Origin of the sequence: Microbacterium rhizosphaerae, from assembly GCF_034120055.1 — a bacterium.
Lineage (GTDB): Bacteria > Actinomycetota > Actinomycetes > Actinomycetales > Microbacteriaceae > Microbacterium > Microbacterium rhizosphaerae.
The window spans coordinates 1,554,372-1,577,190 of sequence record NZ_CP139368.1 but is presented as its reverse complement, the minus strand read 5'-3'; the positions used below and the strand labels follow the sequence as shown (position 1 = coordinate 1,577,190).

At 70.4% G+C, this 22,819-nt stretch carries 19 protein-coding genes; 5 read left to right on the top strand and 14 right to left on the bottom strand.

What is annotated here, in order from left to right:
- Positions 1–4 precede the first annotated feature (4 nt).
- The 4 genes from SM116_RS06865 to SM116_RS06850 all read right to left on the bottom strand — a co-directional run bounded on the left by SM116_RS06865 (position 5) and on the right by SM116_RS06850 (position 4,846).
- A complete protein-coding gene (locus SM116_RS06865) occupies positions 5–1,447 on the bottom strand; it encodes an aldehyde dehydrogenase (NADP(+)) (RefSeq protein ID WP_320943712.1) in 1,443 nt (480 codons plus the stop codon).
- Positions 1,447–2,637, bottom strand: coding sequence for an acyl-CoA dehydrogenase family protein (locus SM116_RS06860; protein WP_320943711.1), 1,191 nt, complete (start codon positions 2,635–2,637; stop codon positions 1,447–1,449). The genes SM116_RS06865 and SM116_RS06860 overlap by 1 nt, the downstream gene beginning before the upstream one ends.
- Complete coding sequence (locus tag SM116_RS06855) at positions 2,634–3,785, bottom strand: CaiB/BaiF CoA transferase family protein (RefSeq protein WP_320943710.1); 1,152 nt, start codon at positions 3,783–3,785, stop codon at positions 2,634–2,636. The genes SM116_RS06860 and SM116_RS06855 overlap by 4 nt, the downstream gene beginning before the upstream one ends.
- A gap of 107 nt (positions 3,786–3,892) precedes the next feature.
- On the bottom strand, positions 3,893–4,846 hold the full coding sequence (locus SM116_RS06850) for a helix-turn-helix domain-containing protein (RefSeq protein ID WP_320943709.1): 954 nt from the start codon (positions 4,844–4,846) through the stop codon (positions 3,893–3,895).
- A gap of 136 nt (positions 4,847–4,982) precedes the next feature.
- Here SM116_RS06850 and SM116_RS06845 point away from each other — a divergent pair, with 136 nt between their 5' ends.
- From SM116_RS06845 to SM116_RS06835, 3 genes are all read left to right on the top strand, one after another.
- On the top strand, positions 4,983–8,804 hold the full coding sequence (locus SM116_RS06845; protein WP_320943708.1) for a S8 family serine peptidase: 3,822 nt from the start codon (positions 4,983–4,985) through the stop codon (positions 8,802–8,804).
- Between the two features lie 71 nt (positions 8,805–8,875).
- Positions 8,876–9,646 carry a FadR/GntR family transcriptional regulator gene (locus SM116_RS06840; protein ID WP_320943707.1) on the top strand — a complete coding sequence of 257 codons (771 nt, stop codon included), beginning with the start codon at positions 8,876–8,878 and terminating at the stop codon, positions 9,644–9,646.
- Positions 9,627–10,343 (top strand): PDC sensor domain-containing protein, encoded by a 717-nt coding sequence (locus tag SM116_RS06835; RefSeq protein WP_320943706.1) that lies wholly within the window; start codon positions 9,627–9,629, stop codon positions 10,341–10,343. The genes SM116_RS06840 and SM116_RS06835 overlap by 20 nt, the downstream gene beginning before the upstream one ends.
- 55 nt (positions 10,344–10,398) lie before the next feature.
- Here SM116_RS06835 and SM116_RS06830 read toward each other — a convergent pair whose 3' ends face one another.
- Complete coding sequence (locus SM116_RS06830; RefSeq protein WP_320943705.1) at positions 10,399–11,913, bottom strand: S53 family peptidase; 1,515 nt, start codon at positions 11,911–11,913, stop codon at positions 10,399–10,401.
- Positions 11,914–12,067: 154 nt separating this feature from the next.
- Between SM116_RS06830 and SM116_RS06825 the strand changes: the two genes are divergently transcribed.
- Positions 12,068–13,432 carry an NAD-dependent succinate-semialdehyde dehydrogenase gene (locus SM116_RS06825; protein WP_320943704.1) on the top strand — a complete coding sequence of 455 codons (1,365 nt, stop codon included), beginning with the start codon at positions 12,068–12,070 and terminating at the stop codon, positions 13,430–13,432.
- A gap of 83 nt (positions 13,433–13,515) precedes the next feature.
- A complete protein-coding gene (locus tag SM116_RS06820) occupies positions 13,516–15,030 on the top strand; it encodes an APC family permease (protein ID WP_320943703.1) in 1,515 nt (504 codons plus the stop codon).
- 63 nt (positions 15,031–15,093) lie between these two features.
- Here SM116_RS06820 and SM116_RS06815 read toward each other — a convergent pair whose 3' ends face one another.
- The 9 genes from SM116_RS06815 to atpB all read right to left on the bottom strand — a co-directional run bounded on the left by SM116_RS06815 (position 15,094) and on the right by atpB (position 22,703).
- Positions 15,094–15,846 (bottom strand): YaaA family protein, encoded by a 753-nt coding sequence (locus SM116_RS06815; RefSeq protein ID WP_320943702.1) that lies wholly within the window; start codon positions 15,844–15,846, stop codon positions 15,094–15,096.
- Between the two features lie 70 nt (positions 15,847–15,916).
- Positions 15,917–16,177: a F0F1 ATP synthase subunit epsilon gene (locus SM116_RS06810; protein WP_320943701.1), complete on the bottom strand. Its 261-nt coding sequence runs from the start codon at positions 16,175–16,177 to the stop codon at positions 15,917–15,919.
- 1 nt (position 16,178) lies between these two features.
- Positions 16,179–17,630, bottom strand: a complete 1,452-nt coding sequence (atpD, locus tag SM116_RS06805) for a F0F1 ATP synthase subunit beta (RefSeq protein WP_320943700.1) — start codon at positions 17,628–17,630, stop codon at positions 16,179–16,181.
- A gap of 24 nt (positions 17,631–17,654) precedes the next feature.
- Positions 17,655–18,548, bottom strand: coding sequence for a F0F1 ATP synthase subunit gamma (locus SM116_RS06800; RefSeq protein WP_320943699.1), 894 nt, complete (start codon positions 18,546–18,548; stop codon positions 17,655–17,657).
- An 18-nt stretch (positions 18,549–18,566) separates the two neighbouring features.
- Complete coding sequence (gene atpA / locus SM116_RS06795) at positions 18,567–20,204, bottom strand: F0F1 ATP synthase subunit alpha (RefSeq protein ID WP_320943698.1); 1,638 nt, start codon at positions 20,202–20,204, stop codon at positions 18,567–18,569.
- A 61-nt stretch (positions 20,205–20,265) separates the two neighbouring features.
- Entirely contained in the window at positions 20,266–21,057 is a 792-nt protein-coding gene (locus SM116_RS06790; RefSeq protein WP_320943697.1) for a F0F1 ATP synthase subunit delta, read from the bottom strand.
- Complete coding sequence (locus tag SM116_RS06785) at positions 21,057–21,608, bottom strand: F0F1 ATP synthase subunit B (RefSeq protein ID WP_320943696.1); 552 nt, start codon at positions 21,606–21,608, stop codon at positions 21,057–21,059. Before SM116_RS06785 ends, SM116_RS06790 begins: the two co-directional genes overlap by 1 nt.
- A gap of 26 nt (positions 21,609–21,634) precedes the next feature.
- Complete coding sequence (gene atpE, locus SM116_RS06780; protein WP_320943695.1) at positions 21,635–21,856, bottom strand: F0F1 ATP synthase subunit C; 222 nt, start codon at positions 21,854–21,856, stop codon at positions 21,635–21,637.
- A gap of 46 nt (positions 21,857–21,902) precedes the next feature.
- Positions 21,903–22,703 carry a F0F1 ATP synthase subunit A gene (gene atpB, locus SM116_RS06775; protein WP_320943694.1) on the bottom strand — a complete coding sequence of 267 codons (801 nt, stop codon included), beginning with the start codon at positions 22,701–22,703 and terminating at the stop codon, positions 21,903–21,905.
- Positions 22,704–22,819 lie beyond the last annotated feature (116 nt).

The following is a 22,819-nucleotide window of genomic DNA, read 5'->3' as shown; positions in this document are numbered from 1 at the left end:
GGTCTCAGCCGATCAGCACGCCGTCCTCGCGGCGCGGGATGCCGAGGGGATTGCCGTCGCGCAGCTCCGCGGGCAGCACGACCTGCGGGGCATCCTGATACGCGACGGGAGCGAGGAACCGCCGGATGGCGGTCGCGCCGACGGACGTGTGCACCGACGCCGTCGACGCCGGCCACGGGCCTCCGTGGTGCTGCGCCCACGCGATAGCGACGCCCGTGGGCCAGCCCTCGTAGAGCACACGCCCCGCGATCCGGGACAGCGAGCGCGTCACGCGGTCGAGCAGCTCGGGATCGTCGGATGCGGCGTGCCGCACCGTGCCCGTGAGGCTGCCCTCGAGCATGCCGAGCGCGCGGTCGAGGTCTCCGGCGGGCGCGGCGTCGTCGTAGCGGACGAGGAGCGTCAGCGGTCCGAAGTGCTCCTCCTGGAACGTCTCCGGGTCCGCGGCGAACGCTGCCGCCGTCGTGGCGAGGACGATGGGCGCGGATTCCGGGTCCGCGGCTCGCCCGGCGACGACGGCCTCCACGTCCCCGCGACCGGCGAGCGCGGACGAGCCCTCGGCGAAGGCCGCCGTCATCCCGTCGGTGAGCAGCCGCTGCGACGGGGCTTCTGCCACGGCCGACGCCAGGGCGTCCTCGAACCCGGTGCCTCTCGGCACGAACACGATGCCGGGCTTGGTGCAGTACTGGCCGCCGTCCCGCGTGAACGAGCCGGCGAGGCCCGCGGCCAGACCGGCAGCGTCCGCGTTCGCGGCGAGGGGCGTGACGACGACCGGGTTCACGGATCCCAGCTCGCCGTAGAACGGGATCGGATCGGGTCGGGAGACCGCGATGTCGAAGAGCGCGCGGCCGCCGCGCGTCGAGCCGGTGAAGCCGACGGCGCGGACGAGAGGATGCCGGATGAGCTCGACGCCCGCCTCCACGCCCTCCACGAGCACCAGGGCGTCGACGGGGGCGCCCGCATCCCGCAGCGCCGTCCGTGCCAGACGGGCGACCCGGCGCGACAGCTGGAGGTGGCCCGGATGCGCCTTGACCACGACCGGACAGCCGGCGGCCAGGGCCGACGCCGTGTCGTTGCCCACCACCGAGAACGCGAACGGGAAGTTCGACGCCGTGAACACCGCGACCACGCCGATGGGCCGCAGCATGCGGCGCAGATCGGGCCGCGGCGGGATCGCCGACGGATCGGGCGTGTCGATCGTGGCCTCGAGGTACGACCCGTCGGCGCAGACGTCGGCGAAGAACCGCAGTTGCGTCGCGGTGCGCACGACCTCCCCGGACAGGCGCGCCTCGGAAAGGTGCGTCTCACGATGGGCGAGCGCGACGAGCTCGGCGGCGTCCGCCTCGAGGGCCGTCGCGAGCGCGCGCAGCCACGTCGCCCGGTCGGCGCGGGCGGAGTCGGAGAAACCGGATGCGGCGGCCGCGCGCACGGCCTCGTCGACGCCGGTCATCAGAAGGCGCTCAATCCGGTCAGGGCCCGGCCCAGGACGAGCTGGTGGATCTCGTCGGTGCCCTCGTAGGTGCGCACCGACTCGAGGTTGGCCGCGTGGCGCATCACGGGGAACTCGCTCGTGATTCCGTCGCCGCCGAGGATCGTTCGAGCCTCGTGCGCGATCTTCAGCGCCTCGCGCACGCTGTTGAGCTTGCCCACGGAGATCTGCGCCGGCGTGAGGGCGCCGCGCTCCTTGAGTCGTCCGAGATGGAGGGCGAGCAGCATCCCCTTCTCCACCTCCAGCAGCATGTCGGCGAGCTTCGCCTGCGTGAGCTGATTGGCGCCGATCGGCTTGCCGAAGACCGTGCGCGTGATCGACCGGTCGAGCGCCGCCTCGAGGCACGAGCGCGCAGCGCCCATGGCGCCCCACACGATGCCGTAGCGGGCCTCGTTGAGGCAGCCGAACGGGCCGGACAGGCCCTCGGCGCCGGGCAGCATGGCATCCGCCCCGACCCGGACGCCCTCGAGCGCGATGTCGCACTGGATCGACGCCCGCATGGAGAGCTTGCCCGCGATGGGGGTGGCCGTGAAGCCGGGCGTCCCGGTCGGGACGAGGAAGCCGCGGACGGCCTTGCCGCCGTCGCCGAACTCGGGGTCGTCGACGCGCGCCCACACCACGGCGACATCGGCGAGCGAGGCGAGACCGATCCAGCGCTTCGCACCGTCGATCACCCATCCGTCGCCGTCGCGGCGGGCCGTCGTCGTCATCGCGGCCGGGTCGCTGCCGCCCTGCGGCTCGGTCAGTGCGAAGCATCCCACGAGTTCGCCGGCTGCCATGCCGGGAAGCCACGTCTGCTTCTGCTCCGCAGAGCCGTACTTCGCGATCGCGCTCATGGCGAGCGAGCCCTGGACGGACACGAACGTCCGCCAGCCGCTGTCGGCGGCCTCCAGCTCGAGGCAGACGAGCCCGTACGAGACGGCGCCGGCCCCGGCGCATCCGTAGCCCATGATGTGCATGCCGAGGAAGCCCGCCTCGCCGAGCTGCGGGATGAGCTCGCGGCGGAAGTGCCGGTTCTCGAAGTCGTCCTCGATGACGGGCAGGATGCGATCCTGCGCGAAGGCGCGGGCCTTCTGCTGCCACGCGCGCTCCTCGTCGGTGAGCAGCGCGTCGAAGTCGAACACCTCGTCGATGCGGGGCGCGGTTGTCATGGCGTGTCCTCTCTCGGGAGCCAGTCGGCGCCGGCGTCGCGGTCCAGCGGCGGCGGCGGGGTCAGGTAAGCGGCGGGGGTGCGGGCGAGCCCGATCGGGCTCGAGATCGTGCGGCTGGCGCCGAGCGAGACGACGGGGCCGAGTCCGAGCCTGTCCGCGAGCGCGATGGCCTCGCCGACATCGTTGACGAGACCCGACGGCACTCCGGCGGTGGCGAGCCGGTCGACCCACTGGGCGGCCGGCGCCCCCGCGAGTGCCTGCTCGAGCTCGGAGGTGAGCTCATCACGGTGGATGACGCGGTCGGCGTTCGTCGCGAAGCGCGTGTCGGCGGCGAGCGAAGGGAGGCCGAGCACCTCCCCGAGCGCCGCGAACTGCTTGTCGTTGCCGACGGCGATGACGAGGTCGCGATCCGCCGCACGGTACACGGCGTACGGCGAGATGGACGGATGCGCATTCCCCAGCCGACGGGGCGCGGTGCCGGTGGCGAGGGTCGAGGCCGCCTGGTTCGTCAGGGCGGACAGCAGGCTGTGCAGGAGGTTCACCTCGACGCGCTGACCGCGACCCGTGCGATCGCGCTCGCGCAGGGCGAGCAGGATGCCGGAGACCGCGTTCAACCCGCACAGCACGTCGACCAGGGCGACGCCCGCTTTGGCGGGTGCACCCTCGGGGTCGCCCGTGATCGACATCAGTCCGCCGACCGCCTGGACGAGCAGGTCGTAGCCCGCGAGCGCCGCGCCCTCGCCCGCCCCGAAGCCCGTGATGGATGCGTAGACGACGCCGGGGTTCGCGGCGGCGACGGTCTCGTAGTCCAGGCCGAAGCGGTCCATGACCCCCGGGCGGAAATTCTCGACGACGACGTCGGCCGTGCTCGCGAGCCGCCATGCCTCGGCCCGACCGGCATCCGTCGCGAGATCGAGGCGGACAGACCGCTTGTTGCGGTTGACGCTCGCGAAGTACGTCGCCATGCCGTCGGCGTCGACGGGCGGATGCCAGTGCCGGGTGTCGTCGCCGGCGGGCGGCTCGATCTTGACGACCTCGGCGCCGAAGTCGGCGAGCGTCATGGTGGCGTAGGGCCCGGCGAGGACCCGTGAGAAGTCGGCGACGCGCACGCCGGCCAGCACTCCCGGTGCCCCGTTCACGTCATCCATCGTCGGCCCTCTGCGTCGTCGCGCCCCGCCTCGCGTCGCGGCTGCGGACACCACGGGCTCGGTCGGCTAATTCATCCTATAGTGAATCTTTAAGTCTGCGAAACCGGTCAGAGCCAGCCTCGCCGGACGGCCTCGACGCCGAGCTGGAACCGCGATGACACTCCCGCCCGCTCACTGAGGTCGGAGATGCGCCGCTGCACCGTGCGGACGCTGATGCCGAGCTGTGCGGCGGCGGCCGCATCCGTGAGGCCGACCACGAGGAGCGACAAGAGCTCGCGCTCGGACACCGCATCCTCCTCGTCCGCGGTGAACAGGGGACGAGCGCTCTGCCAGAACGCCTCGAACACCGCGGTCACCAGGTCCAGCAGGCCGCTCGGATGGACGAGCAGAGCGCCGCCGACCTGGTTCGACCCCTCCGGCCGCATCGGCAGCAGCGCGAGCCTGCCGTCGGCCAGGAACAGCCGCGTCGGCACCTCCGGCAGAGCGCGGATCTCCTCCCCCGCGGCCGTCGCGGCGCGGGCGGCGTCCAGGAACCCGGGCCGCTCGATCACCCCCGTCTCCACGATCGTGCGGTAGCGGACCCCGCGCCCGAGCGCCCGCTCCTCCTCGACGTTGTCCGCCGCCTCCAGCAGCGCCACCTCGCTCTTGACGAACACGTCGACGCGCTCGGACGCGGACGCCTGCAGCTGCGCGATGCGCTGGCGCACCGCATCCGGTCCCAGCACGACGTCGACGACCTCCGGCGCCGCCCGCAGCGCCGCGCCCTGGCGGTAGATCTCGCTCAGCTGCACGAACGCGGCGTGCGCGGCCGTGAGGCGGCGCTCGCTCTCGACCAGCATCGGCCGCAGCGCGAGCGACGGCGGCGACGCGACGACCCGCTCGGGCGAGGACGCCTGCCGGGCCGCGAGTCCGAGGCCCTCCAGGTCGACCAGGAGGCGGGCGACCTCGTCGACGGGCATGCCGGTCTCCGCGGCGATCTGCGCTGCATCCGCCGACGGCAGTTCCAGGAGCAGGCGGTAGATCGCCGTGTGCTCGTCATCCAGTCCGATGGCCTCGAGCATGCAGGTCTCCTCGGACTCGGCGCATCCGCCCGCCGTCGTCGGTCGTGGCGGATGCCGGTCATGGCAGTTGTTCGCCACAAACGATAGTCCGACCGCGTGAGACCGTGGGCTCACTCCCCCAACCGGAAGGGCTCCCATGGATCCTCGAACTCAACGACCCGCCCGACGCCGTGCGCGGTCCCTCGTCGCCGGCATCTGCGGCGTCGCCATCGGGCTGGGCGGCATCGGCGCCGTCCCCGGCATCGCGCTCGCCTCCGCCGGCACGGCCGGCGCCGCACCCGTGCAGCTGCCGCTCGCCGGATCCGCCTTCGGCGCACCGGCCGGCCAGGCGGCCACCGTCACCCTCATCTCGGGCGACCGGGTGCGCGTCACGCGGACCGCCGACGGTCAGCCCGTCGCACAGCTCCTCCCCGACGAGAACGGCGTCGTCCCCGACTACGAGACCTACCGCGACGGCGACGACGTCTACGTCTTCCCGACCACGGCGAGCGGCGTGCTCGCCTCGAATCGCGTGGACCGCCAGCTGTTCGATGTCACCGCGCTGGTCGCCGCCGGGTTCGACGACGCGCACTCGCAGTCGATCCGGCTCATCGCGCAGTACGACGACAAGGCGCGCTCGGTGTCCGAGGCCGCTCCCGCCCCCGTTCCGGCGGGGGCGAGCGACGCCGGCCCGCTGTCATCCGTGAACGCGATGGCGTACAGCGTGGACAAGAAGGATGCGCAGGCGGCCTGGGCTCAGCTGACAGACGACTCCTCGGCCCCCGGCAGCGGTCTGTCCAAGCTGTGGCTCGACCGCCCCGTGCACGCCACCATGGCGGACTCGACGCAGCAGATCGGCGCCCCCGCGGCATGGCAGGCCGGCCTCGACGGCACGGGCAGCACCGTCGCCGTCCTCGACACGGGCGTCGACGCGGGTCACCCCGACCTCGCCGGACGCATCGCCCAGACCAAGGACTTCACCGCTTCCGCACACGGCACCGACGACCTCGTCGGCCACGGCACGCACGTCGCCTCGACGATCGCCGGCACGGGCGCCGCGAGCGGCGGCAAGGAGCGCGGCGTCGCCTCCGGCGCCACCCTGCTCATCGGCAAGGTGCTCGGCGATGGGGGCGGCGGATACGACTCCGACATCATCGCGGGGATGCAGTGGGCCGTGGCCCAGCACGCGGACGTCATCTCGATGAGCCTCGGCAGCACCGCGCCCGCGACGACCTGCGACGACCCGATCGCCCAGGCGGTCGACGACCTGTCGGCCTCGAGCAGCAGCCTGTTCGTGATCGCCGCGGGCAACATGGGGGCACGCCACAACACGGTCTCCAGCCCCGGCTGCGCCGCCTCGGCCCTGACGGTCGGCGCCGTCGACTCGAAGGATGCGACGGCCCAGTTCTCGAGCCGCGGACCGGTGGGTGTGAGTCACATCGTCAAGCCCGAGATCGCGGCGCCCGGCGTCGACATCCTCGCCGCCGCCGCGGGCGGCCGCGGCGTGTACGCCTACCGCACCATGTCGGGCACCTCGATGGCGACCCCGCACGTCGCCGGCGCCGCGGCCATCGCCAAGGAGGCCTTCCCGACACTCACCGGCGCACAGATCAAGCAGGTGCTCACCTCGTCGGCCGACCCGACCGTTCCCGGCGACGCCCAGGAGGTTGGGGCCGGCCGCCTCGACATCTCCCGGATGCTGACCCAGACGGTCACCGGCCAGTCCACCGTGTTCGGCGGTTCCTTCGACTACCCCCAGACCAAGGAGTACAGCGCGAAGAGCCTCACCTACACGAACCGCGGCGACACCGCAGTCGACCTGCGCCTGAACGTCCAGGGCGTGACGGGCAACGACGACAAGCCGCTGAACACGCCGCTGCTGCGCCTGCCCCAGCACGTCACGGTTCCCGCGCACGGCAGCGTCGACGTCCCGGTGACCGTGCAGCTCGGGGCCAACATCCCGGACAGCTCGCTCGGCGACATCACGGCGCGCATGATCGCCACGAGCGACACCCAGCGGGTGTCGACGGCCTTCGGCCTGTACGCGTCGGCACCGGCGCTCACCGTCAAGGTCCAGGTCCTCGACCGCAACGGCCAGCCGGCCACCGGCTCGTCGAGCGTGCAGTTCGTGAACACGGACACCTCCGTCGGTCAGCAGGCGTACGTCAACGGCAAGGAGCAGACCTTTACGGTCCGGCCCGGCACGTACTTCGTCTCGTCGTTCGACTTCACGCCGACGCCGGGGACGGCCGCGAACAGCAGGGCCGCCGCACAGTCGCTGGCGTACCTCGCCCGCCCGGAGGTGACGATCGACAAGGACACGACGATCGTCCTGGATGCGCGGCAGGCCAACCCGCTGACCGTCTCGACCGAGCAGCCCACCGAGACCCGGATGACGACCTTCACGTTCGACCGCATCTGGCAGGGCATGTTCGTGAGCTCGGGGTCGATGAACGTCGGTCCGGGCACGCGTGAGTTCTACGCGCAGATCACCGGAAAGGTCGCCAAGGACGACGGCTCGTTCGAGTTCGGCCACTGGAGCCGTCGGATCGCGCCGCTCGTTTCGTCGATGACGACCGCAGGCGGCCTCGCGCTGCACCCGCTGTCGGCGAAGCCGGGCATCGGCAACCTCGACGGATCGGGCACGGCAGACGCCGTCTCGGTCGGCGCCGGAGCCGCAGCCGACTTCAAGAACGTCGACGTCAAGGGCAAGGTCGTCGTGGCGAAGCTCGCGATCGGAGCCGACGACTTCTCGGTGGCCAGCCGCGCGCAGAGCGCCGGGGCGAAGGCGCTGCTGCTGTGGCGCGACGACCCGGGGACGTGGCTGGCATCCGCCGGTTTCAACAAGGCCCCCCTGCCGACCTACACGCTCTCCGCGACCGAGGGTGCGGCGCTGGCGGCAGAGCTGGCCGCGGGACCGTCGACGCTGACCTGGTCGGCGCAGGCGAACACGCCCTACGCCTACACGCTGGGCTTCTTCTCCGACGGTCAGCTCGTGACGGCTCAGAAGCACGACGTGTCGGACGCCTCGCTCGGTCGCATCGACGACACCTACGAGAGCATGGGCGTCGCGACGGACCTGGTCGGGTCGGTGGCGGTGCAGCGCCCCGACACGGTGGCCTTCGCGATCGGCGGCTTCGACTTCATCCCCGCGCCCAGCGCGCGGACGGAGTTCGTCACCGCCGACAGCACGAAGTACTACCGTTCGCTCTCCTCGAGCCTGCCGTTCGGCGAGGCGATGAACGACCACTACCGGACCTTCACGCCCGGTCAGCGGATCACCGACTCGTGGTACGGCGGCAGCATCGCACCCGCTGTCCGCAAGGATGCCACCGGCGCACCCACGTTGATCGCGGAGCGCCAGGGCGACCTGCTCGGCATCCAGACCGCCGTGTGGGGGGACAGCGCGGGCCACTGGGCCGATCAGGGCGGCTTCGGCGACCTCGGCAACATGCAGCTCAAGCGCAACGGCGTCGTCATCGGCAGCAGCTACGATCCGTACGGCGTCTTCACGGTGCCGTCCGGTGAAGCGACCTACGACCTGTCGATGCACATCGAGAAGGTCGGCAGCCCTGCGAAGTTCTGGAAGCGGTCCACCGCGACGGACACGACGTGGACGTTCACCTCGCACGCGGACCCGAACGTCTACAGTCAGCCGCTCGCGCTGCTCCTGCCGCGCCTGGACCTTCCGACGGACGGTCTCAAGACCGTCGCGGCGGGGCCGGTGATCATCCCGGCGCGGGTGCAGGCGAACCCGGGGTACACCGCGGGCGCCGTCACGGCCGCCCGGGTGTGGACGTCGGTCGACGCCGGCATGACGTGGACCGAGGGCACGACGAGCCTGACGTCGTCGGGCGCGAACCTGGTGGTGGACCACACGGGTTCCTCGGGCAAGACGGTCAGCCTGCGGGTCGAGCTCACCGACGCGAACGGCGCCAAGGTCCTGCAGACGATCACGGCGGCCTACGCGGTCCGCTGATCCAGGGATGACGGGGTCCGGGCCGCGCGCGGCTCGGACCCCTGCCGTGTGCCTCGGCTATGGTGGGGCACGTGTCGTCAAGGGTGGGGCCCGGTGCGCGCGAGGCGGTGTTCGCGCAGCTGTCCGATGCCGGGCGCGCCGAGCAGGTGGCGCGCCGCATCACCGACGGCATCGTGCTGGGCGTGCTCGCCCCGGGCGAGCGGTTGCCGAGCGAGCCGGAGCTGGCGCGCCGCTTCGGCGTGGCCCTCATCACGGTGCGCGAGGGTCTCGGCATCCTCCGCGACGGCGGTCTGGTCGAGACGCGGCGCGGCCGCGAGGGCGGCAGCTTCGTCGTCCACGACGACGCGGAGCACCGCGGCATCCTGACCGCGCGCCTGCGCAATCTCAGCCAGGTCGAGATCGGCGACATCGCCGTCTACTTCTCCGCGATCGTGGCCGCGGCCACCGAGCGCGCCGCGGAACGCGCCACGCCCGGCGACGCCGAGCGTCTGGACGCGTGGCTCGGCGAGGCGGACTTCTCGGGCCCCGCGGCCGCCCGCACGAACCAGGGAGGGTTCTTCCTCGAGCTCGCGGTGCTGAGCCAATCGCCGCGGCTCGTCCGCGAGCAGATCCGACTCCAGGCCGATGCCGCGCCCCTGCTGCTGATCGGCCTCGACGATCCGGTCGTGCGCACCGACACCCTCGCGCACGACCGCCGGATCGTGCGCGCGGTGGCCACGTGCCGCCCTGCGCCGGCACGGGAGGCGGCCGGTTCGCTGATCACCCTTCTGGCCGAGCGCGTGCTCGCGGCGAAGGCGCGCGTCGAGAGAGGAGGAGCCCTCGATGAGCCGCTCAGCGCATGAGCTCGCCGCCCTCGTGGACGACCGGACGCGCGAGGTCTTCACGCTTCTGGATGCGTGGCGCGGTGACGTGGAGGAGGCTCTGGGCTCCGACCCGAAGCCCGCCGAGATCGACGGAACGGTCGCCGACCTCGTGCTCCCGGTGCTCGACGCCGACGACGCCCGATTCGTCGGCGCGGGCTTCATCGCCGACAGCGACGTGGTGTCGGCGCGCGGTGTCCACTTCGCGTGGTGGCTCGGTCCGCTCGATGACAACCCCGTGCTCGGGGCGACGACCGTGCCGACGCGGCTCGACCTCACGACGCGCGGCTACGCGGAGTACCTGCGGGACTTCCGGTCGCTCGAGTGGTTCCGCGTCCCCGCCACCACCTTCCAGGCGCACGTGACCGGCCCCTACGTCGACCACCTGTGCACGTGCGATTACATCCTGACGTTCACCTCGCCGGTGCGATCGGCCGCCACGGGCGCCGTCGCGGGAGTCGTGGGGGCCGATGTGGCGGTCCGCCGACTCGAGCGCGACCTGCTTCCCGCCTTCCTCGACGCCGATGAGCCGGTGGCCCTCGTCAATGCGGACGGCCGGGTCATCGTGTCGACCGAGCCTGCCCTGCAGGTGGGGACGATCGCGGATGCGGACGCCCGCGTCGCCTGCGCAGGAGCGCCGTTCACGGTGCTCGTGCGTCCCGCGGTGCACCGCGCCTGAGCTCCGCGCGGACGAGGACGGCGGGCGCGGATCACCGCGCCCGCCGTCATCCCGCTCAGTTGCCGTGCACGGCTGCGACCAGGTCGGGCACGAAGTTCTCGCCGTTGATGGTGCCCAGGCCCGTGACCGGATCCCAGCCCGTCGTCGCGGGATAGCCGGGAACCGACGGGTCCAGCGTGTTGTTCCCCGTCGTGACGTCGAAGAAGTCAGCGGCGTACCGCGTCGGGTCTGCGCCGATCTTGTAGAGAGCGGGGTTGATGAGCCCCAGTCCGCCACCGTTCAGCTGCGCCGCGATGGCGACGATGCCGGCCATCGCCGGCGACGACAGGGACGTGCCGCCGACCACGTACCAGCCGGTGCTGCACGGAGTGCCGCCGCACAGGATGCCGCTCTGCCCGTCCGGCGGCAGGCTCAGGTACTCCAGCGTGCCGGTCGTTGCCGACGCGAGCAGGGCGACGTCGGGAATCCCGCGCATCGCTCCGATCTGCGTGCTTCCGGCCGGCAGCGTGTTCTGGTAGTCCGGCTTGCCGAACACGTGGCTGTATCCCCCGCCGGAGGCGATCCAGCCGACCTCCGCGACGCCCGGGTTCGCCAGGCACCGCGTGGGACTCATCGAACTCAGGGTCACGCGACCCACGGTCGCCGTCGGGTCGGTGCACAGGTAGGTGCCGCCCACCGCGGTGACGAGCGGATCGGATGCCGGCCACCCGACGGTGGGATACGGGATCGTGGGTCCGGCATTGGGTCCGCCGACCGGCGCCTTCATGACGTTCGCCGTGCCGTTGTCGCCCGTGGATGCCAGCACCGTGACACCGCTCGCGGCCGCGGCCGTGAATGCGCCGCGCAGGTTCAGCAGCGACGACGGCGTGTTGAACGCCTCCTCCGCGGTCCCGAAGCTCTGCGTGATGACCTGCGCGAGGTGGTTGTCGACGACGTACTTCTCGGCCGCCATCATCTGCGGCAGTCCCTGGACACCGAGGGTCTCGGCGACCGGGGTGGTCACCAGGAGGATGTTCGCCCCCGGCGCCACCGCATGCACGGTCTCGACGTCGAGCGCGACCTCGATGGCCCACGCCGACTTGTCCTGCAGCCCGGGCGACTTCGCCGTCGCGGGCGGCGCCTTGGTCGCCGGCGCGCCCTGGAGGGCGAGGCGCGAGAACGTCGGCATGCCGGGGGCGCACGTCACGCCCTCCTCGCCGCACATCGGGGGCAGCCCGAACGCCTGGTTGTAGACGTGCAGGTCATGCGCCATCGTGTCGCTGCCGAACGAGTCGATGATGGCGACCGTGATCCCGCCTCCGTCCATGCCGCCGGCGACGAGGCCGTTGAGGTTGTAGGCCGCCCGGATCGAGGCGGGATTGAAGCAGCGGCGGCCCACCGAGTTGCACTGAGCCTCGGTCGGCGGGGTCGTGGATGCCGACAGCTGCTGGTAGTCGGAGGCGGCGGGGGTGACCGCTGGATAGCGGGATGCCGGAGCAGCCGTGACGCCGGGGGTGACGACGACCAGTGCTCCGGACAGGGCGAGAGCCCAGGCGAAAGCGAAGGCCCTGATGGGGCGCATGTTCTTCATGGCGCTGAAGCTACTCTCGGACGCGGCCGCGCGGCAGTCCCCCCGCTCGCGCGCCCAACCCCTCGCCAAACGAATCATTCACTGGTATATCTTTTAGGTGAGTTCGCAGCGCGGCGGGCGGCGGTCCGGCGCGTGCATCCCGAAGGAGTACCGCATGTCCTACGCCGTGACCGATCCTCTCACCGGTGAGATCGTCAAGACCTACGCGACCATCTCGGACGCCGATCTGCAGTCGGCGATCGCCTCCGCACACGACGCGTTCCGCACCTGGTCGAAGAGCTCGACCGTCGCGGAGCGGGCGGCGCTCATCCGCCGTGTGGGCGAGCTGCACAACGAGCGGGCGCAGGAGCTCGGCGAGATCATCGTGCGCGAGATGGGCAAGCCGATCGAGCAGGCGGTCGGCGAGGTCGAGTTCGCCGCAGCGATCTACGAGTACTACGCCGACAACGCCGAGTCGCTGATGGCGGACGAGAAGATCGATCTGCTCGCCGGCGAGGGGTCGGCCTTCATCCGACGATCGGCGCTCGGCGTGCTGCTGGGAATCATGCCCTGGAACTTCCCGTACTACCAGGTGGCCCGCTTCGCCGGCCCGAACCTCGTCATCGGCAACACGATCCTCCTCAAGCACGCGGAGCAGTGCCCGGAGTCGGCTGCCGCGATGGAGCAGATCTTCCGGGATGCCGGCTTCCCCGCCGGCGCCTACGTGAACGTCTACGCCTCCCACGAACAGATCGAGACGGTCATCGCCGACCCGCGCGTGCAGGGCGTCTCGCTCACCGGGTCCGAGCGCGCAGGCGCAGCCGTCGCGGAGATCGCCGGCCGGTACCTCAAGAAGGTCGTGCTCGAGCTGGGCGGGTCGGACCCGTTCATCCTCCTGTCGACCGACGACCTGGACGCCACGGTCGAATCCGCCGTCCTGGCCCGCGTCGACAACAACGGCCAGGCGTGCAACGCAGCCAAGCGCTTCATCGTCGTCGACGACCTGTACGACGCGTTCCTCGAGAAGTTCACGGCGGCGATGAACGCGATCGCCGAGGGCGACCCGAAGCAGGAGGGCACGGCTCTGGGCCCGCTCTCGAGCGCGCGCGCGGCGGAGATCCTCTCCGAGCAGGTAGCGCGTGCGGTCGCGCAGGGCGCCACGCTCCACGCCGGCGGCTCGCGCAACGGCAATTTCTACTCCGCGACGATCCTCACCGACGTCCAGCCGGGGAGCGACGCCTTCCATGAGGAGTTCTTCGGCCCCGTCGCCCAGGTGTTCCGCGTCGCCGACGAGGACGCCGCCGTCGCACTCGCGAACGACACGCCGTTCGGGCTGGGCTCCTACGTCTTCACGACGGATGCCGAGCAGGCGCTGCGCGTCGCCGACGGCATCGAGGCCGGCATGGTCTTCGTCAACGTCGTCGCCGCGGATGGAGCGGAGCTCCCCTTCGGCGGCGTCAAGCGCAGCGGATCGGGCCGTGAGCTCGGCCGCTTCGGTGCCGATGAGTTCGTCAACAAGAAGATGATCCGCATCGGCTGACGGCATCCCGAGCCGTCTCCCCCGCGCTGCCCGACCGACGTGATCGGCGGGCAGCGCTCTTCACCCACCCCTGAAAGGAAGCGATGTCCGGCGACTCCCCCAAGCCCTCTGTCCTCGACGACGGCGAGCACCTCAACGTCCTGGGCTACCAGGACCACTTCAACCGGTCGATGAGCTTCTGGGCGAACTTCGCCCTCGGCTTCACGTACCTCTCCCCCCTGGTCGGCGTGTACTCGCTCTTCGCGGTCGCACTGTCGGTCGGCGGTCCGCCATCGATCTTCTGGATCTTCATCGTCGGCGCGGGCCAGCTGCTGGTCTCGCTCGTATTCGGCGAGGTCGTCTCGCAGTATCCGATCCACGGCGGCATCTATCCGTGGGCGCGTCGCCTCTGGGGCCGCCGCTACGCCTGGATGGCCGCGTGGGTCTATATCTGGGCGATGATCGTGACGATCACCGCGGTGGCGGAATACGGATCCGGCTTCCTCGGAAGCCTCTTCGGCATCCCGTCGACGCCGCTGTCGACCCTGCTGCTGACCGTCGCACTGCTGCTCGTCGCACTCCTGCTGAACTTCTCGGGCACGCGCACGATGGCCCGCGTGGCGCAGATCGGCCTCGCGGCCGAGCTCGTCGGCGTCATCGGCGTCGGCCTGTACCTGCTGCTGTTCCAGCGCAAGCAGCCGTTCAGCGTGTTCTTCGACACGATGGGCGTGCAGGGCGACGGCAGCTACCTCACCGCGTTCTTCGGCGCCGCGCTCGCCGGCCTCTTCCTGTTCTACGGGTTCGAGGCGTGCGGCGACGTGGCGGAGGAGGTCGCCCGCCCCGCCGTGCGCATCCCCCGGGCGATGATGCTGACGATCATCGTCGGCGGCATCTCGGCTCTGTTCTCGTTCGGCGGCTACGTGCTCGCGGCACCGGACCTGCAGGCCATCGTGTCGGGCAAGGAGACCGACCCCATCCCCGCCATCCTGGAGTCGACGCTCGGGCCGGTCGGCGCGAAGATCTTCCTCGTCGTCGCGGTCACCGCCTTCCTCTCGTGCGTCCTCAGCCTGCAGGCGGCTGCGAGCAGGCTGCTCTACTCGTTCGCGCGCGACGGGATGCTGCCGGGCCACCGCTGGCTTTCGAAGGTCACCCCGCGCACCAAGGTGCCCGCGAATGCGCTCATCGTCGCGTGCACCGTCCCGGTGCTCCTCGCGCTCCTGATCTTCGTCAACGAGGACCTGCTGAACTCGGTGACCGCATTCGCGGTGCTCGGGATCTACGTCGCGTTCCAGATGGTCGTACTCGCCGCGCTCCGTCAGCGCGTGAGAGGCTGGCGACCGGCCGGTCCGTTCTCGCTCGGTCGCTGGGGCATGCTCGTGAACTTCGTCGCGCTCGCCTACGGCATCTTCGCGATGTACCTGCTGGCGCGCCCGGGGTCGTCGGGCAACGTCTTCGCGGACTGGATCGTGCTCATCGGACTGGGCATCGTCCTCGTGACCGGCGGGCTCTACCTGTTCATCGCGCGCCCGGACCGCAAGTCCCACGCGCCGGCAGGCGATGCCATCGCGGTCGCCGAGCAGATCCGCAGCCGCACGGCAGCCGTGCAGACCACGCGCTGATCGGACGCCGACGCCGGTGGGACGGATTCTCGTCCCACCGGCGTCGGCTTCCTCCCGCGCGATTCAGACGACCAGATCCAGCTCGCCGGGCGCATCCCCCTCGCGCAGCACGAAGCCCGCAGCCTCCGCCCAGCGCAGCAGGCCGACCGCCGTCGATGCTCGCGGGCGGCTCTCGGCCAGAGCGCGCACGAACGCCCCCTTGGCGTGCTTGTTGAAGTGGTTGAGCGCCCGCGCCGAGCCGTCCGGGCCCTCGGCGACCACGCGCACGTACCGTGTCGGCATATCGGCGGGCACGGGCCCGAGCGCCGCGTACGCCTCGGAGCGCAGATCGAGGACGAACGGAGGGGATGCCGCTGCCAGTGCCGCGGTGACGGCCCCCGCCCACTGCCGCGTCAGTGGCGGAACACCCGGCAGAGCGGTGTTCGCCGCCAACCGATAGGCGGGGATCCGGTCGAGCGCGCCGACCGGCCCGAACGGCGCCGAGTGGATGAGCACGTGCGCACCGAGCCAGCGGCGGGATGCCGCATCCAGCGACGACGCATCGAGGGCGTCGAACAGCACGCCGGTGTAGCGATCGACGGCGGGCATCGTGGGCGCCTCGCGCAGTCGGGCGTTGGCAGCGATCTCGGGACGCTGGCGCTCGCTGAGCTTCAGCACCCGCGCCGCCTCGTTCTCATCCGCGGAGAGGGCGACGAGCGCGTCGACGACCGCCTCGCGCTGGGGCCGCAGCTCGGGGAAGGCCATTGTGTCGAGGTCGAGGACGCGACGGACGCCTCCGGGATGCTTCGTCTCGGAGGGCGGCAGCAGGATCAGCACGGCGCGTCCTTTCGCGGGATGCGGAACCGCCCCCTGCCCGGAGGCAGAGGGCGGTTCGAGTGTCCTGAGGTCAGGAGACGAGGGCGGCGGTGCTCGCCACGATCGTCACGACGTCGTTCTCCACGGAGAGGAAGCCGTCCTTCGCGTCGGCCACCACACGGGTGTCGTCGGGACGCGTGATGCGCACCTGTCCTTCCGCGAGGAGCGCGAGCACGGGCGAGTGCCCCGCCATGAAGCCGATCTCGCCGATGACGGTCCTGGCGACGACGAGCGATGCCTCACCCGACCAGAGCTCCTCCTCGGCCGAGACCAGACTCACCTGCAGCGGCATGTCAGCCGTTCTCCTTCTGGATCTGCGCCCACTTCGCCTCGACGTCGGAAATCCCGCCGACGTTGAAGAAGGCCTGCTCGGCGACGTGGTCGAAGTCGCCGCGCACGATCGCGTCGAAGGACTCGATCGTCTCCTTGATCGGCACGGTCGAACCCTCGACACCCGTGAACTTCTTCGCCATGTAGGTGTTCTGGGAGAGGAACTGCTGGATGCGGCGTGCGCGCGACACGACGACCTTGTCCTCTTCGGAGAGCTCGTCGACACCGAGGATCGCGATGATCTCCTGGAGCTCCTTGTTCTTCTGGAGGATCTGCTTCACGGCGGTCGCCACGCGGTAGTGGTCTGCGCCGATGTAGCGGGGGTCCAGGATGCGGCTCGTCGACGTCAGCGGGTCGACGGCGGGGTACAGACCCTTCGAGGCGATCTCACGCGAGAGCTCGGTCGTGGCGTCGAGGTGCGCGAACGTCGTGGCGGGAGCCGGGTCGGTGTAGTCGTCCGCCGGCACGTAGATGGCCTGCAGCGACGTGATGGAGTGTCCGCGCGTCGACGTGATGCGCTCCTGGAGCACACCCATCTCGTCGGCGAGGTTCGGCTGGTAACCCACCGCGGAGGGCATGCGGCCGAGCAGCGTCGACACCTCGGAGCCCGCCTGCGTGAAGCGGAAGATGTTGTCGATGAACAGCAGCACGTCCTGGCCCTGCACATCGCGGAAGTACTCCGCCATGGTGAGGGCGGACAGCGCCACGCGCAGACGCGTCCCCGGCGGCTCATCCATCTGGCCGAAGACGAGGGCGGTCTTGTCGAAGACGCCCGCCTCCTCCATCTCGTGGATCAGGTCGTTGCCCTCACGGGTGCGCTCGCCGACACCGGCGAACACCGACACACCGCCGTGGTCCTGCGCGACGCGCTGGATCATCTCCTGGATGAGGACGGTCTTGCCGACGCCGGCGCCGCCGAACAGGCCGATCTTTCCGCCGAGCACGTAGGGCGTCAGGAGGTCGATGACCTTGATGCCGGTCTCGAACATCTGCGTCTTGGACTCGAGCTGGTCGAAGTTCGGCGCCTTGCGGTGGATCGGCCAGCGCTCGGTGATCTCGATCTTCTCGCCCGGCTCGGCGTTGAGCACCTCGCCGATGACGTTGAAGACCTTGCCCTTCGTGACGTCGCCGACCGGGACCGTGATCTGCTCACCGGTGTTGCGCACCTCCTGGCCGCGGACGATGCCGTCCGTGGGCTTGAGCGCGATCGCGCGCACCAGGTCGTCCCCGAGGTGCTGGGCGACCTCGAGCGTGATCTCGGTCGACTCGTCGCCGATCGTGATCGTCGTCTTGAGCGCGTTGTAGATGTCCGGGATGGCGTCGTGCGGGAACTCGATGTCGACGACGGGTCCGGTCACGCGCGCGACGCGACCGACGACCGCGGTGGCCGGCTCGGCAGTGGCGGTGGTGCTCATGTGTGGTGTCTTCCTCGTGTGGTCTCAGTTGCCGGACGCCAGTGCGTCGGCGCCGCCGACGATCTCGGCGATCTGCTGCGTGATCTCGGCCTGACGCGCGTTGTTGCGCAGGCGGGTGTAGTCGGTGATGAGCTTGTCGGCGTTGTCGCTGGCGGACTTCATCGCCTTCTGCGTCGCGGCGTGCTTCGCCGCCGACGACTGCAGGAGCGCATTGAAGATGCGGCTCTGGATGTAGACCGGCAGCAGCGCGTCGAGGACGAGGCTCGCCTCGGGCTCGAAGTCGTACTCCGGGAACACCGTGGTGCTGTCCTCCGGAGCGTCGACGACCTCGAGCGGAAGGAGCCGCACGTTCTCGGGCGTCTGCGTCATCATGCTGACGAAGCGGTTGTAGACGAGGTGGATCTCATCCACTCCCCCGCTGTCGCCGCCGCGGTTGAACGCGTCGACCAGCGTCTGCGCGATCTCGACGGCGGTCTCGAAGTGCGGTGTGTCGGTGTCGCCGACCCACTCCGCCTCACTCGACAGGCGGCGGAACTGGAAATAGCCGACCGACTTGCGTCCGATGAGGTAGTAGACCGGTTCCTTGCCTTCCGAGCGCAGCAGCTCGGCGAGCTCCAGGCCGGCGCGGATGATCTGCGAGTTGAAGGCGCCCGCAAGGCCTCGGTCGGAGGAGAAGATGACGACGGCGGACCGCGTCACCTTCTCACGCGCGGTGGTCAGCGGGTGCGACGCGTTCGAGCGCGTCGCGACCGCCGAGACCGCACGAGTCACCGCGCGCGCATACGGCGAGGACGCGCGCACGCGCGCCTGCGCCTTCTGGATGCGCGAAGCCGCGATGAGCTCCATCGCCTTCGTGATCTTCTTGGTCGTCTGGGCAGAAGCGATCTTCTGCTTGTAGACCCGGAGTTGTGCGCCCATGGTTCGTGTTCCGCGGGCTCAGCCCCGGCGGCCCTTGACGACCCGCTCCTGCACGACGTCGCCGGCGCCGGTCGGCTGGAACTCCTCGTGACCCGGCTGGTCGATCGCACGACCCTTGCCGAGGAACTCCTCGAGGAACACATCCGTCTGCGTGTTCAGCTCCGCCTTTGTCGCATCGTCGAGCACGTTCGTCTCGCGGAGCGTGTCGAGCACGTTCGTGTTCAGGCGGAGGTGCTCGAGCAGCTCGCTCTCGAACTGCAGCACGTCCTCGACCGGGACCGAGTCCAGCTTGCCGTTGGTGCCGGCCCAGATCGAGACGACCTGCTCCTCCACCGGGTACGGCGAGTACTGCGGCTGCTTGAGCAGCTCGGTCAGACGCGCGCCGCGCGCCAGCTGGCGACGGGACGCCGCATCCAGGTCGCTCGCGAACATCGCGAACGCCTCGAGCGAGCGGTACTGGGCGAGCTCGAGCTTGAGCGTTCCGGAGACCGACTTGATCGACTTGACCTGGGCGTCACCGCCGACGCGGGACACCGAGATGCCGACATCCACGGCGGGGCGCTGGTTCGCGTTGAACAGGTCGGACTGCAGGAAGATCTGGCCGTCCGTGATCGAGATGACGTTCGTCGGGATGTAGGCCGACACGTCGTTGGCCTTCGTCTCGATGATCGGAAGACCCGTCATCGATCCGGCGCCGAGCTCGTCGGACAGCTTCGCGCAGCGCTCGAGCAGACGCGAGTGCAGGTAGAAGACGTCACCCGGGTAGGCCTCGCGCCCCGGCGGGCGGCGCAGGAGGAGCGACACGGCGCGGTAGGCCTCGGCCTGCTTCGACAGGTCGTCGAAGATGATCAGGACGTGCTTGCCGCCGTACATCCAGTGCTGACCGATGGCCGAGCCGGTGTAGGGGGCCAGGTACTTGAAGCCGGCCGGGTCGGATGCGGGGGCGGCGACGATGGTGGTGTACGCCATCGCACCGGCGTCCTCGAGGGCGCCCTTGACGGAGGCGATCGTCGAGCCCTTCTGGCCGATCGCGACGTAGATGCAGCGGACCTGCTTGCTCTCGTCGCCGGACTCCCAGTTGGCCTTCTGGTTGATGATCGTGTCGATCGCGATCGCGGTCTTGCCGGTCTGGCGGTCGCCGATGATGAGCTGACGCTGGCCGCGACCGACCGGGATCATGGCGTCGATCGCCTTGATGCCCGTCTGGAGCGGCTCGTGCACGCTCTTGCGCTGCATGACGCCGGGTGCCTGGAGCTCGAGGGCGCGCACGCCCTCCGATGCCACGGGGCCGAGGCCGTCGATCGGGTTGCCCAGCGGGTCGACCACGCGACCGAGGTAGCCGTCGCCGACCGGGACCGAGAGCACCTCGCCGGTGCGCGTGACCTGCTGGCCGGCCTCGATGCCGGCGAATTCGCCGAGGACGACGACACCGATCTCGTGCTCGTCGAGGTTCAGGGCCAGGCCCTTCGTGCCGTCCGCGAATGTCACGAGCTCGTTCGCCATGGCGCCGGGGAGTCCCTCGACGTGGGCGATGCCGTCGGCCGTGTCGACGACCGTGCCGACCTCGGTCGCAACGGCGCCGGTGGGCTCGTATGCGGCCACGAAGTCCTTCAGCGCGTCACGGATGACGTCGGAGCTGATGGAGAGTTCTGCCATTGTCTTCCTTCGTTCGTGGGGCCTCGGCCCCGAAGTCTCCGCCATCGGCGGGAAGTCTGGATCAGCCGGCGAGGCGCCGACGGAGGTCGGCGAGTCGCGCCGACACGGTCGCGTCGATGACGTCGTCGGCGACCTGCACGCGCAGTCCGCCGACCACTGTCGGATCGATCACGGAGTTGAGCGACACCTGGGTGTCGTACTTCGCGGCCAGTGCGTTCGACAGCCGCTCGGACTGCGCCGCGCTCAGCGGCGCGGCGGAGTAGACCGTCGCGACCGTGCGGCCGTGCTGGGCGGCCGCGAGACGCATCGCCCAGGCGAGCAGCTCGCGCACGCGGCGCTCGCGGGGCTCGCGGATGAGGGAGGCTGCGATGAGCGTGGTCGCCTCGCTCGCGCGTCCCCGCAGGAGCGACTCGACGAGCTCGCCCTTCTTCTCCGACGCGCCCACGCGGCTCCCGAGCCCGAGCTCCAGCTCCGGGTTCGCCGCGACGATGCGCGAGAACTCGAACAGCTCGCCGTCGACATCCGCCGCCGGGTCCGCCTGGGTGGCCGCGCGAACGGCCAGCTCCTCGAGACCGTCGACCAGGTCGTCCTCCGACGACCAGGCCTGGGAGACGGCGGCGTCGAGAAGGCCGATGGCCGGCGCCGACAGCGCCGTGCCGAACACATCGCGCACGACGGCGGTGCGCAGCTGCGCAGCAGCGGACGAGTCGGCGAGCGCCCCGCGCAGCTGCGGCGACGCGCTCAGGATCCGCGCCGCGGCGAAGAGCTCGCCGGCGACACTGAGGTCGACGGACGAGGCGGCGTTCAGCGCCGCGGTCGTCGCCGCCACGGCCTGAGTGGTCGCGCTGCCCATCAGGCCTTGCCAGCCGTTTCGGACGCCTCGAGCTCCGCGAGGAAGCGGTCGACGACGGACTGCGCGCGCTTGTCGTCGGCGAGGGTCTCGCCGATGACACCGCCTGCCAGGTCGAGCGCCAGCGTGCCGACCTCGCCGCGCAGCTGGACGAACGCCGTCTGACGCTCGGCGGCGAGCTGCGCCTGCGCGTTGGCCGTGACACGGGCGGCCTCGGCCTGAGCGTGCTCCTTGGCGTCCGCGATGATCTTCGCGCCGTCGGCACGCGCCTGGTCGCGGATCGCTGCGGCTTCGCCGCGGGCGTCGGCGAGCTTCGCCGTGTACTCCTCAAGCGCGGCGGTGGCCTGGGCCTGTGCCTCGTCGGCGCGTTCGATGCCACCCTGGATGGCGTCGGCGCGCTCGTCGAGCAGCTTGTTCATGGTCGGCAGGATCTTCCAGATGAAGAACACGAGCACGATGATGAACGCGAGCGTGCCCCAGACCAGGTCGGGGAGCGCGGGGAGGACGGGGCTGACCTGCGCGTCCGCCGCTGCGGTGACGAATGCCTCGAGCATTCAGACTCCTTGGCTGTGCGGGCCGATTACGGCTTGGGGAACGGGATGAATGCGACGGCGATGGCGATGAAGCAGAGGGCCTCGGTCAGAGCGATACCGATGAACATGAGGCTCTGGAGACGGCCCTGGAGTTCGGGCTGACGTGCGACCGACTCGATCGTCTTGCCGATGACGTAGCCGACGCCGATACCGGAGCCGATGACGGCGAGACCGAAGGCGAGCGGAGCGAGTTGTCCGACGATGTTCACTGGGTGGTTCCTTTCGAAGGGGTTTGGGTTGAGGTGCCGGAGCGGATCAGTGCTCTTCGGCGACCGCGAGTTGGATGTAGATGGCCGTGAGGACCGCGAAGACGTACGCCTGCAGAGCCGCGATGAACAGCTCCAGGACCGTGAACGCGACGCCGAAGGCGAATGAGCCGAGACCGAGGAGGCCGAGCAGGTTGCCGTTCGCGAGAACCGTGAAGAAGAAGAACTGCGTGGCCGTGAAGCAGAGCACCAGGAGCATGTGGCCCGCGATCATGTTCATCGTCAGTCGCAGCGTCAGGGTGACGGGCCGCACGATGAAGGTCGACAGGAACTCGAGCGGGACGATGAAGACGAGCAGCCAGCCCGGCACGCCCGACGGGACGACCGAGTCCTTCCAGAACCGGAAGCCCTTCTCGCGCATGCCCGCATAGATGAACGTGGCCCACGAGATGATGGCGAGCACGATGGGCAGACCGATCAGCGCCGTCGTCGCGACCTGGAGGCCGGGGATGGTGCCCGTCAGGTTCATCGAGAGCACGAGGAAGAACATCGTCATGATGATCGGCTCGTACTTGCGGCCGCGCTCTTCACCGAGCGTGTCGTAGGTGATGTTCTTCCGGGCGAACATGAAGACGGCTTCGAACGCCGCCTGACCGCGGCCCGGGACGATCTTCATACGACGCGTGGCGAGCCAGCAGATGAGGATCAGGAGCACGACGACCAGGACGCGGATGAGCATCACGCGGTTCAGCTCGAACGGCGTTCCCGGGAAGAGAAGTGCCGGCGGGAAGAAGTCGTCGATGGACGGGCCGTGGAACCCGCCGTCATCGCTCGACGCGGCGGCGATCATTGAAGCGACGTGGATTGACAGCTTAGGCTCCAGCTTCGGGGCGCCGGGGAACGGCGCGACGGGGGGTCAGGAGAGTCGTGGACCGCTGGCGCGCAACAACGCTCTGTGGCGCGGGC